Annotated in this window: 10 protein-coding genes; 4 read left to right on the top strand and 6 right to left on the bottom strand. The window is 62.7% G+C overall.

Annotation, left to right across the window (positions count from 1 at the left end):
* Positions 1–34: 34 nt before the first annotated feature.
* Together EX00_RS02820 and EX00_RS02825 are read left to right on the top strand one after the other, a co-directional pair.
* Positions 35–2,038, top strand: a complete 2,004-nt coding sequence (locus tag EX00_RS02820; RefSeq protein ID WP_047453918.1) for a hydantoinase/oxoprolinase N-terminal domain-containing protein — start codon at positions 35–37, stop codon at positions 2,036–2,038.
* Between the two features lie 119 nt (positions 2,039–2,157).
* Complete coding sequence (locus EX00_RS02825; RefSeq protein ID WP_047453920.1) at positions 2,158–4,326, top strand: malate synthase G; 2,169 nt, start codon at positions 2,158–2,160, stop codon at positions 4,324–4,326.
* A gap of 261 nt (positions 4,327–4,587) precedes the next feature.
* Here EX00_RS02825 and EX00_RS02830 read toward each other — a convergent pair whose 3' ends face one another.
* A complete protein-coding gene (locus EX00_RS02830; RefSeq protein ID WP_047453922.1) occupies positions 4,588–5,262 on the bottom strand; it encodes a L,D-transpeptidase in 675 nt (224 codons plus the stop codon).
* 34 nt (positions 5,263–5,296) lie between these two features.
* Between EX00_RS02830 and EX00_RS31390 the strand changes: the two genes are divergently transcribed.
* Both EX00_RS31390 and EX00_RS02835 read left to right on the top strand, forming a co-directional pair.
* Positions 5,297–5,446 carry a hypothetical protein gene (locus EX00_RS31390; RefSeq protein WP_155294010.1) on the top strand — a complete coding sequence of 50 codons (150 nt, stop codon included), beginning with the start codon at positions 5,297–5,299 and terminating at the stop codon, positions 5,444–5,446.
* Positions 5,443–5,931 carry an MmcB family DNA repair protein gene (locus EX00_RS02835; protein WP_047453924.1) on the top strand — a complete coding sequence of 163 codons (489 nt, stop codon included), beginning with the start codon at positions 5,443–5,445 and terminating at the stop codon, positions 5,929–5,931. Before EX00_RS31390 ends, EX00_RS02835 begins: the two co-directional genes overlap by 4 nt.
* A gap of 3 nt (positions 5,932–5,934) precedes the next feature.
* Here the strand turns inward: EX00_RS02835 and EX00_RS02840 are convergent, their stop codons facing one another.
* The 5 genes from EX00_RS02840 to EX00_RS31840 form a co-directional block, all read right to left on the bottom strand.
* Positions 5,935–6,522: an ActR/PrrA/RegA family redox response regulator transcription factor gene (locus EX00_RS02840; protein WP_047453954.1), complete on the bottom strand. Its 588-nt coding sequence runs from the start codon at positions 6,520–6,522 to the stop codon at positions 5,935–5,937.
* A 74-nt stretch (positions 6,523–6,596) separates the two neighbouring features.
* Positions 6,597–7,934: an ActS/PrrB/RegB family redox-sensitive histidine kinase gene (locus EX00_RS02845; protein WP_047453926.1), complete on the bottom strand. Its 1,338-nt coding sequence runs from the start codon at positions 7,932–7,934 to the stop codon at positions 6,597–6,599.
* A 2-nt stretch (positions 7,935–7,936) separates the two neighbouring features.
* On the bottom strand, positions 7,937–10,405 hold the full coding sequence (hrpB, locus tag EX00_RS02850; protein ID WP_047453928.1) for an ATP-dependent helicase HrpB: 2,469 nt from the start codon (positions 10,403–10,405) through the stop codon (positions 7,937–7,939).
* A gap of 5 nt (positions 10,406–10,410) precedes the next feature.
* Positions 10,411–11,361 carry a bifunctional Delta(1)-pyrroline-2-carboxylate/Delta(1)-piperideine-2-carboxylate reductase gene (gene lhpI / locus EX00_RS02855; RefSeq protein WP_047453930.1) on the bottom strand — a complete coding sequence of 317 codons (951 nt, stop codon included), beginning with the start codon at positions 11,359–11,361 and terminating at the stop codon, positions 10,411–10,413.
* 327 nt (positions 11,362–11,688) lie between these two features.
* Positions 11,689–11,949: hypothetical protein (locus tag EX00_RS31840; RefSeq protein ID WP_210165813.1), on the bottom strand; the 261-nt coding region annotated here is incomplete at its 5' end.

Raw genomic sequence — 11,949 nt, forward strand, 5'->3', positions numbered from 1 at the left:
AGGTCACCTTCCATTCAAAAGGTTAGATATCAGCGTGACATCTCACTTCCTGCTCGGCATCGACACGGGTGGAACCTATACCGATGCCGTTCTCTTTCATGAAACCGATGGCGTCATCGCCAAGGCGAAGTCGCTGACCACGCGGCACGATCTGGCCGTCGGTATCGCCGGTGCCGTCGATACGGTTATTGCCAAAGCCGGCGTCCCGGTTTCCGCCATCGGCCTGGTATCACTGTCGACGACGCTCGCCACCAATGCGCTGGTCGAAGGGCAGGGTGGTCGTGCCGGGCTGGTGATGATCGGCTTCGGTCCGGAGGATCTGAAGCGTGATGGCCTGGCTGAAGCGTTGGGGTCAGATCCCGTGCTGTTTTTGCCTGGCGGGCATAATGTCCACGGCAATGAGAGCCCGCTCGATCTGACGGCGTTGGAAGAGGTGCTGCCGGAGCTTTCGAAGAGCGTGTCGTCCTTTGCCATCGCCGGCTATTTCGCCGTGCGGAATCCGGCCCATGAAATCCGTGTGCGCGACGCCATTCGCGAGCTGTCGCATCTGCCGGTCACCTGCAGCCACGAACTCTCCTCCAAGCTCGGCGGTCCGCGCCGGGCGCTGACGACCTTGCTCAATGCGCGCCTCGTCTCGATGATCGACCGGCTGGTCGGCGCCTGCGAAGGATTTCTGACTGCGCGCGGCATCGTGGCGCCGATGATGGTGGTGCGTGGCGATGGTGCGCTGATCTCGGCCGCTGAAGCCAAGCTCCGTCCGATCGAGACCATCCTGTCCGGCCCGGCCGCGAGCCTTGTCGGCGCGCGTTATCTCACCGGTCTCGACAATGCCGTTGTCTCCGACATCGGCGGCACCACCACCGATGTCGCTGTCATGGAGGCTGGTCGGCCACGACTCGACGCCGATGGCGCCGTCGTCGGCGGCTACCGCACCATGGTCGAAGCTGTCGCCATGCGCACCTATGGCCTCGGTGGCGATTCCGAGGTGAAGATCAACGATCGCGGTCTTGTCGCCGGCTTCGAGCTTGGACCACGCCGACTGCTGCCGCTGAGCCTCGTCGCCCATACGCACAGCGAGAGCATCATTGCGGTGCTGGAACAGCAGTTGCGCGCGCCGCATCTCGGCCGCAACGCCGGCCGCTTTGCCGTGCGTACCGGCGTGCCGGATCATCTGGCCAGCGGACTGATGCCGTTGGAACAGGCGCTGTTCGACAAGATCGGTGCCGTGCCCCTGGCGCTCGACCAGCTTTTGACCGCTACCTCGCAGAAGGCGACGCTGGATCGGCTGGTGGCGCGCGGCCTCGTGCATCTTGGCGGCCTGACGCCGTCGGATGCCATGCATGTGCTTGGTCGCCAGAACCAGTGGAACGGGGAAGCGGCGCGGCTTGGTCTCGCGCTGTCGATGCGGATGAAGGATGGCTCCGGCCGCCCGATCGCGGTATCCGTCGAGGAGCTGGCGCAAAAGATCGTCGATCGCCTGACCCGGCAGTCCGCCGATGTCATTCTCGCAGCTTGTCTTGCCGAGGACGGTGTTGCCGATCTCGATCCGGCCAGGTCGATCTCGATCGACCGCGCTCTTCGCCGTGCGCCGGGCATCGCCCGTTTCGCCATTTCGCTCGATCGTCCCCTGGTCGGCCTCGGCGCTTCCGCTCCGGTCTATTACCCCGCCATTGCCGCGATGCTGGCGAGCGAGAGCGCCATTCCCGCTGATTCGGACGTGGCTAATGCCATCGGCGCCGTCGTTGGCCAGGTCCGCACCAGCGCCACCGTCTTCGTCACCATGCCGGAGGACGGCATCTATGTGCTGAACGGGGCGGGGGAGACCTTGCGGTTTACCGACGAAGAGAAGAGTTTCTCCATGGCGCGGCAGCGGGCAATCGAGGTGGCGATGGCGCAGGCACGGCTGAATGGCGCTGTCGATCCGGTCGTTGCGGTGGTTGAGCAGGTCGATGCGCCAGAGGTCGAGGGCAGTCGCAAGCTGGTCGAGGCGCGCTTTATCGCGACAGCCAGTGGTCGCCCGCGGATTGCCGCGGATTGATTGTTTCCAGAATTGCATAAATCTTTCGAACTATTGCCAAATTGACGGAAGGCGAAACCGACCGCAAAGTGGCACCATGTCAGAATTGAGCCGTTTAACGGCCTTGAGGAGTTGAGTGTATGAGCCGCATCGAGAAAAACGGGCTTCAGATCGAACCGGTCCTGTATGATTTCCTCGTCAAGGAAGCCCTGCCGGGCTCCGGCGTCGACGCGGATGCCTTCTTCGCTGGCTTCTCGGCGATCGTCCACGATCTCGCTCCGAAGAACCGCGAGTTGCTTGCCAAGCGCGACCGGATGCAGGCGGCGATTGACGATTGGTATCGCAAGAACGGCGCGCCGGTGGATCTCGCAGCCTACGAAGCCTTCCTGCGCGAGATCGGCTACATCATCCCCGAAGGTCCGGCTTTCACGGTTTCGACCGCCAATGTCGATCCGGAAATCGCCTCCATTGCCGGCCCGCAGCTCGTTGTCCCGGTCATGAACGCCCGCTATGCGCTGAACGCTGCCAATGCGCGCTGGGGCTCGCTCTATGACGCGCTCTACGGCACCGATGCCATCGCCGAGACCGATGGCGCCGAGAAGGGCAAGGGCTACAATCCGAAGCGCGGCGAAAAGGTCATCCGCTGGGTGCGCGATTTCCTCGACGCCGCCGCGCCGCTTGCAGGGGCGAGCTGGAAGGATGTCACGGGCTTTGCCGTCAATGGTGGGGTGCTGGCGATTGCGACGAAGAGCGGCACCATCGCTCTTGCCGACGGCAGGCATTTCGCCGGTTATCTCGGCGATGTCGCCGCGCCCTCGCATATTCTTCTGAAGAACAACGGCATCCATATCGAGATCGTCATCGACGCCGGCACCGATATCGGCAAGGCTGATCCGGCGCATATTTCCGATGTCCGGCTGGAATCGGCGATCACCACGATCATGGACTGCGAAGATTCCATCGCCGCCGTCGATGCCGAGGATAAGGCCGAGGTCTATCGCAACTGGCTCGGACTGATGAAGGGCGACCTGACGGAGGAAGTCGCCAAGGGCGGTAAGTCCTTCACGCGCCGTCTCAATCCCGATGTGACCTATACGGCACCCGATGGTTCGAGCTTCGAGCTGCATTGCCGCTCGCTGATGCTGATACGCAATGTCGGCCACCTGATGACCAATCCGGCGATCCTCGACCGGGACGGCAATGAAGTCCCGGAAGGTATCATGGATGCCATGGTCACCGGCCTGATCGCGCTCTACGACGTCGGCCCGAACGGTCGCCGCAAGAATTCTCGCGCCGGCTTGATGTATGTCGTGAAGCCGAAGATGCACGGGCCGGAAGAAGTCGCCTTCGCCGTCGAGATCTTCTCGCGGGTCGAGGACGTGCTCGGCATGCCGCGCAACACCATCAAGATGGGTATCATGGACGAGGAGCGCCGCACCACGGTCAACCTCAAGGAGGCCATCCGCGCCGCCAGCGAGCGCGTCGTCTTCATCAACACCGGCTTCCTCGACCGTACCGGCGACGAGATCCATACCTCGATGGAAGCAGGCCCGATGATCCGCAAGGGCGACATGAAGCAGGCGGCCTGGATCGGGGCTTACGAGAACTGGAACGTCGATATCGGCCTGGAATGCGGCCTTTCCGGTCATGCGCAGATCGGCAAGGGCATGTGGGCCATGCCGGACCTGATGGCGGCGATGCTGGAGCAGAAGATCGCGCATCCCAAGGCCGGCGCCAACACCGCCTGGGTGCCGTCGCCGACGGCCGCGACGCTGCATGCCACGCATTATCACAAGGTCAATGTCGCCAATGTCCAGCAGAGCCTGAAGAGCCGCGCCCGCGCCAAGCTTGCCGATATCCTCTCCGTGCCGGTCGCCTCGCGCCCGAATTGGACGCCGGAAGAGATCCAACGCGAGATCGACAACAATTGCCAGGGCATCCTCGGCTATGTCGTCCGCTGGGTCGATCAGGGCGTCGGTTGCTCCAAAGTGCCGGATATCAACAATATCGGCCTGATGGAGGATCGCGCCACCCTGCGCATCTCCGCGCAGCATATGGCCAACTGGCTGCATCACAAGGTCATCACCGAGGCGCAGATCATCGAGACGATGAAGCGCATGGCAGCCGTGGTCGACCAGCAGAATGCCGGCGACCCACTCTACATCGCCATGGCCGGCAATTTCGACGGCTCGGTCGCCTTCCAGGCCGCGCTTGAACTCGTGCTCAAGGGCCGCGAACAGCCGAACGGCTATACCGAGCCGGTCCTGCACCGCCGCCGCATCGAACTGAAGGCGAAGCTTGCAGGGTAAGCCTTCGCTCCATCGGAGGCCACCTCGATCCTTCGAGGCCTTGTCGTCTGCGCTGACGCTTTGACGGCAAGGCACCTCAGGATGAGGTGGAGAGGATCTGGCGGTTAGGCGCAAAAATCAGCCCTCATCCTGAGGTGCGCAGCCGAAGCGAAGCCTCGAAGGACGAGGGCGGATGGGGCGGTATAGTAACGACCCAATTCCCCAAACAAAAAAGCCGCCGGATCGATATCCGGCGGCTTTTCAAATTCCAATTGCCAGTGATTACTGGATCACGACGACCTTGGTGCTGTGACCCGGCAGAACGCGGCTGTAGAGATCGATGACGTCCTGATTGATCAGGCGGATGCAGCCCGAGGAAGCAGCCGTGCCGATCGAAGCCCATTCCGGCGTGCCGTGCAGGCGGAACAGCGTGTCCTGGCCCTTTTCATTGTAGAGATACATGGCGCGGGCACCGAGCGGGTTCGAGAGACCCGGGTTCATGCCGCCATCGACATATTTCGCGATTTCCGGACGGCGCACGGCCATTTCCTTCGGCGGATGCCAGCTCGGCCATTCCTGCTTCCAGGCGACATAGGCAGTGCCCGACCAGGAAAAGCCCTGCTTGCCGACGCCGATTCCGTAGCGCATCGCTTCGCCATTGCCGAGGATATAGTAGAGATGGCGTTCGCGCGTGTTGACGATGATCGTGCCCTCAGCTTCACCAGACGTGTAGCTGACGATCTGGCGGCGGAACTGCGGCTTCACCTTCTGGATCGGGATCGCCGGCAGCTGGAAGCCGTTGTCGCTCGTGACGCCGTAGTCACTGTCGAATGTCTGGACGGTGTCGGCGGAGGAGTTGGCTGTGGCAGTCGGCGTGGCTGCGGCGCTGGTGGCATAGCCAGCCATGGCGAGCGTCGCGACAAGGCCGAGTGCGGTGATAGCATTGCGGGTGCGCATGGAAGTCTCTTGGTGCGTTGTGACAGGGAATGGGATGGTATTCACCATCTTTGAATATGGTTTATTTTCCATTAAACTTTGCTTTGCAAGCGGCAGCGCTGCTACTTCAATGGCGCCGCTGCGCAAATTAAAGCGACATGGCTTTTTTGCAACGTTTCTTGCCGGTTCCCGAGGCAATTCATGACGATTTTGAATGTTTACAATAATAATCCGTTAATAGATGGCCGCCAGTCGGAACGGGCGATGCTTGTACGTCGGGGCATGCAACTATTACTGCATGAGATGCGCCACGCCATCTTGCCGGAGTTGCCGCTCGCAAGCGGCCGCCGGGCGGATCTCATCACCCTGTCGGAAAAGGGCGAGATCTGGATCGTCGAGATCAAAACCTCGATCGAGGACTTCCGCGTCGATCGCAAATGGCCGGATTATCGCCAGCATTGCGACCGCCTGTTCTTTGCGACCCATAAGGACGTGCCGCTCGATATCTTCCCGGAAGACTGCGGACTTTTCCTGTCGGACGGCTATGGCGCGCATATGATCCGCGAGGCGCCCGAACATCGCCTGCCGCCGGCGACGCGCAAGTCGGTGACGCTGAACTTCTCCCGAGCCGCCGCCCAGCGGCTGCTATTGGCCGAATGGGCGACGGGCAAGGATTTTTCACCTGAATGATGGTTATTTCGGCGCACGCTTGGCGAGAATGCGTTGCAGCGTGCGCCGATGCATGTTGAGGCGGCGAGCCGTTTCGGAAACGTTGCGCTCGCACATCTCATAGACGCGCTGGATATGCTCCCAGCGCACCCGATCCGCCGACATCGGGTTTTCCGGCACTTCCGCCTTTTCGCCCGGCCTCTGCGTCAATGCCGCATAGACATCGTCCGCGTCCGCCGGCTTGGCGAGATAATCGAGAGCGCCGAGCTTCACGGCTGTGACCGCGGTTGCGATATTGCCGTAACCGGTCAGGACGACAATATGCGTGTCGTCGCGCCGCTGCCGGATGGCCTCGATGACCTCGAGGCCGGTGCCGTCGCCGAGGCGAAGATCGACCACGGCATATTTCGGCGGGTTGGTCTTGGATTTGGCGACGCCTTCCGCTACCGATTCCGCCGTCTCGACCGTGAAGCCGCGGGTCTCCATGGCGCGCGCCAGCCGGCGCAGAAAGGGTCCGTCGTCATCGACGATCAGCAATGTTGCATCCGGGCCAATATGGTCCGCGATATCCTTGGCCCCAGCATGGGGATCGGCAAGCTCTTTATCCGTCATCATCTTCAATCCCGGCGGCTTCCCGCCTGCACAGTCCTACTGATTTTAACGACCGGTGTTTTAAGCCGGGAAACTCATTTTGTCGAATTACTGTCGATCAAAACGCGCGGCCATTCGACGCGGATCCGGGCGCCCGGCGTCTCTGGATCGCGATTGCCGAAGGAAATGGCAGCGCCTGAGCGTTCCAGCAGGGTCTTGGCGATGAACAGGCCAAGCCCGAGGCCACCGGCCGTGTCGTCCCGCTGCCGTGTCGTGACATAAGGCTCGCCGATCCGCGTCAGGATATCGGGCGCATAGCCGTTGCCGTCGTCCTCTATGATGATGATGAGCAGGGCCGGGTCGTACTCCACCGTGACGGTCACGGTCTTGCGCGCATAGTCGACGGCGTTTTCAATGAGATTGCCGAGCCCATACATGATGCCGGCATTGCGGTTGAGAACCGGTTCTCCGGCCCTCGGGCTCTTTTCGATCAGCTCCAGCCTGATGCCGAACTCCCGATGCGGCGCGATGACCTCCTCCATCATCGACGACAGCGTCAGCCGCCGCATATGCGCCTCATCCTCGGCCGACAGCGTCGTTAGCCGCCGCAGGATATCGCGGCAGCGTTCGCTCTGGCTGCGCAGCAGCGCCACGTCCTCGCGAAAGCGGTCATCCTCTTTGAGTTCGCGCTCCATCTCCTTGGCAACAACACTGATGGTCGCAAGCGGCGTGCCGAGCTCATGGGCAGCGGCGGCCGCCAGCCCGTCGAGCTGCGACAGATGTTTTTCCCGCTGCAGCACCAGTTCCGTCGCTGCCAGCGCATCGGCGAGCTGCGAGGCCTCCATGGAGACGCGATAGGCATAGAAGGCGGCGAAGGCCATGGTTGAGGCGATCGAGCACCAGACGCCAAGCTGCATGACGCTATGGACGTTGACCTCGATGCCGCCATACCAGGGCAGGGGAAAGGGCGAGAAGGCAAGGCCGGTGATGCAAATCATCGCCAGCACGATCAGCACCATGCTGTAGCGGATCGGCTGCGAGGCAAACGAGATGATGACCGGCACGCAGACCAGCGCCGAAAACGGATTGGCAAGCCCGCCGGTAATCAGCAGCAGCCCGCAGAGCTGCAAGAGGTCGAGGCCGAGCAATGCGAAGGCGGCGGCCGGCTCCAGCCGGTGCGTCGGCGGATAGCGCAGCGTCAGGAAGAAGTTGATCCAGGCCAAGCAGGCGATCAGCACGCAGCAGGCAAGGAGCGGCATCGGAAATTTCAGCCAGAAGGCAACGATCATCACCGTGGCCGTCTGGCCGCCGACCGCAAGCCAGCGCAGGCGCACCAGCGTCTGCAATCTCAGCCGGCGGCTGGTGTGGTAGTCGTCCTGCAGCTTGGCGTCTGCAATCGCGATCTTGTCCAATCCTCTGAAGAAGCTGGCCATGTTCAGGTTCCTCTCGGCTTGGTTCGTGTCGTCGGAGAAGCACCCGCCGGGTCTTCCGGCCAAGGGTGCCTCGGATAGCGCCCGCGCATGTCGGCACGCACGTCCTTCCATGACCCCGCCCAGAAACCCGGCAGGTCGCGCGTCGTCTGGATCGGCCGATGTGCCGGCGACGTCAGTTCCAGCACCAGTGGCAAGCGACCGCCGCCGATGGCCGGATGCTGCCTCAGCCCGAAGAGCTCCTGTACGCGGATCGTCAATACCGGCTCCTCGCCCTCATACTGGATCGGGTGGCGCTGGCCGGTCGGCGCCTCGAAATGCGTCGGCGCCATCCTGCCAAGGTCGCGCTGCACCTCATGCGGCACCAGCGACATCAATCCATTGGAGAGCCCGCCGGCCGAAATATCGGAAAGGCCGCGTGCTTCGGTCTGGAAGGGCGTGAACCAGTCGTCGAGGCGTGAAAGCAGCGCTTCGTCGCTCATATCTGGCCAGGGCTCTCCGATTGTCCGGTACAGGAAGCCGATCCTGTCCCGCAATTGCGCCGCCTCCTTGGAAAACGGCAACACGTCGATCCCGAGCTCGCGAATGCCCTCGGCCAATGCTTTTGCCGCCTTTGCGCCCGATGGGCGCGGCAAGGGTGTCTCTTCAAAGATGATGGCGCCGAGCCGGGTGACGCGGCGAGCGCGCACCTGTCGGCTCGCCTTGTCGAAGACGCTCTGGTCTTCCGTGCGGATTTCGCCTGGCAGATGCTCTTCGACATCCCCCCGCGAAATCTCCGCCGCCGCCAGGATACGGGCTTGCGCCGCCCGCCCGGTCAAATCGGCGATCACCAGCATCTGTGCGCCGGCAAGCCGCTCCGTCTCCGGCAGTTCGGCCCCGCGCCCGTTCGCCATGACGAAACGTCCGCGTCCACCGCGTTGCAGGGCGATGCGATCCGGGAAAGCATGCAGCAACAGGGAGCCAGCCAATATCGGCGCACCCACCGCTGTGCTCTTGTCGCCGCCCGCTGCCGTCGCCAGCCTTCCGGCCAGTCGGCGTGCCGCCTCGGCCCGCTCGCCCTTTTCCGTCTTGAACCGCCGCAGTCGCTCTTCCAGATCGACGCTCGGCCCACCCAGCCCCTGTTCCGTTAGCAAGACGGCGAGCATTGCTGCCTCGCACGCCTGGCCGAATTCCACAGCCGAGATCACCATGGCCGACAGCCGCGGCGGCAAGGCCAGATCGCGCATCAGCTTCCCGCGCGCCGTCAGCCCATTGTCGGCGTCCAATGCCCCAAGCTGCCGCAACAGCGCGCGCGCCTCATGGAGTGTGGTTGCCGGTGGCTGATCGACAAAGGCAAGCGTGGCGGGGTCCTGCACGCCCCAATGGGCGAGATCGAGTGCCAGGCCTGAGAGATCGCTGGAGAGGATCTGCGGCGGCGTGAAGGCGGGCAGGGCTGCCGTCTGGCCGGGATGCCATAGCCGGATCGCAATGCCGGGCTCCGTTCGTCCGGCGCGGCCGGCCCGCTGGTCGGCGGAGGCCCGCGACACACGCACCGTCTCTAGCCGCGTGATGCCGGTCGACGCCTCGAAGACGGGCAATCGCTGCAGGCCGCTGTCGACGATGATCCTGACACCGTCAATGGTGATGGAGGTCTCGGCGATCGAGGTCGCCAGCACAACCTTGCGCGTGCCCTTCGGCGCCGGGCGGATCGCCGCGTCCTGCTCCTTCTGGCCGAGATTGCCGTAAAGCGGCGCAATCGCCGTCTCCAATGGCAATCGGCTTTGCAGCCGCTCGACCGTGCGGGTGATTTCCGCCTGGCCCGGCAGAAAGGCGAGGATCGAGCCCTGTTCCGTCGCGTGCGCGTCGAGGATCGCCCGCGTCACCGTATCCTCGATCCGTTCGCCGGGTGGCCGGTCCTGATGGCGGATGTCGATCGGAAAACCGCGGCCCATACTTTCGATCACGGGCGGATGGTTAAGCAGCACCGCTACCCGTTCGACATCGAGCGTCGCCGACATCACCAGGATACGCAGATCCTCGCGCAGGGCCGATTGCACGTCGAGCGCCAGCGCCAGGCCGAAATCCGCATCCAGCGAGCGCTCGTGGAATTCGTCGAAGATGACGGTGGAGATGCCGGAGAGTTCGGGATCGTCGAGGATCATCCGCGCGAACACGCCCTCGGTCACCACTTCGATCCGCGTCTTTCCCGAAATACGATTGTCGAGCCGCATCCGGTAGCCGACGATGCCGCCGACCTCTTCGCCGAGCAGCGAGGCCATGCGCGCCGCTGCCGCCCGTGCCGCCAGCCGCCGTGGCTCCAGCAGGATGATCTTGCCGTCGCCTCGCCAGCTCTGGCCCAGCAGGTAAAGCGGCACCAGCGTTGTCTTGCCGGCGCCGGGAGGCGCGGACAGGACGGCACGCCGCTCCTGGCCAAGTGCCGTGCCGATATCGGCAAGCACATGCGAGACCGGCAGCTCGGGCAGCGGAGGCGTCATGGATGTCACGCCTGCCTGCCCCCTGCATATTCATAGGCAAGGATCGCGCCGGCGAGATCTTCCAATGCCGCGCCCACCGATTTGAACAGGGTGATGTCGTTGTCGTTCGTCCGTCCCGGCCGTGTCCCGCGAACGAGTTCGCTGAGTTCGGCGCGGATGGCATCCTCCGTCAGGACGCCGCTCTTCAGCGGCTGCACGATATCGCCAGCTTCCTTCATGGCGCCGGCGCGCGTATCGACGAAAACCTCAGCGCGTCGGATCGCGGCGTCGTCGGTCTCGCGCATATCCGGCTTGAAGCCGCCGACCAGATCGAGATGCGCCCCGGGCTTCAGCCACTCCCCCTTGATCAGCGGCGTGCTCGACAGCGTCCCGCAGGAGATGATGTCGGCGCTGCGGACAGCTGCCTCAAGATCCGTGACGGCGACGACATCCAGACCAAGAGCCTGCGCTTGGCCGGCGATCTGTGCCGCCTTGTCATGATCGCGGCCCCATATGCCGATCCGCTTCAGGCTCCGCCCTTGGGAATGGGCCTGGATCAGGTTGAGCGACAACCGCCCCGAACCGCAGACAAGCAGCTCCTCTGCATCCGCGCGCGCCAGGTAGCGTGCCGCCAGTGCCGAAGTGGCCGCCGTGCGCCGTGCCGTCAACTCGCCGCCGTCGATCACCGCCAGCATCTCGCCGGTCTTGCCGGAAGACAATAGATAGGTGCCGAAGATCGCCGGCAGGGCGCGGGTGGCATTGTCGGGGAAGACCGAGACCATCTTCACGCCCATATAATGTCCCGGCAGCCAGGCCGGCATCAAAAGCAGGGTCGCGTCGCTTTCGCCCGGCACCTCCATATTATGGTGATGCCGCACGGGCATGACGCAGTCGCCAGTGAACATGGAGGCGATCGCCTCGATCAGCGCCGGCCAGGCCAGCGCTGTACGTGTCTGCTCTTCATTAAGGACCAGCATTGTCCGCTCCTCTATTGCTTAGGCTTTCTATTAGGTCCTGGGCGGGAAACTGGCAATCGGCGGCGCTGGTTGGCGGTGAACTCGGTGCTGAACCCCGATTCCGCGGCTTTGCTCTCTCATAGGGAGATGGATTCCCGGATGACTCGTAAAATGAATCCGGAAAAGGCTGCTTCAGAGGACGATTTTCACTGTCATTCAAACGCCTCATCAAATCCCTTAGTAAAATCAATACGTTATAAAAATGTCAGAATTTTTACAACGGCAGTGTTGACTTGGTTCTGGGGGTGGGTTTATAAGCCCACTCACTGAACGAGGGCGGCGGCGCTGCTAGCGACGAAGTCTTTCGCTCTGGTGTTTCCTAAAGAATTGGCTGCGATGCTGATTGGAGGTTCTGGGTTTACCTGGGGTCGATGGGAAAAGGTTTTGACTGGTTTTACTGGTCTGTTCTTTGACAATTGAAGATGAGAAGAAAGAGAAACGTGGGCGGCGGAGCTTGCGGGACAGGTAGCGATACTTGTCCTTTGAATAGACTTCGACGGTCACGTTTTGAACAAGAGAATACACTCTGTTTCTTTGGCTCATAAGTTT

The sequence above is a fragment of the Martinezella rhizogenes genome, assembly GCF_000799715.1.
GTDB lineage: Bacteria > Pseudomonadota > Alphaproteobacteria > Rhizobiales > Rhizobiaceae > Rhizobium > Rhizobium rhizogenes_C.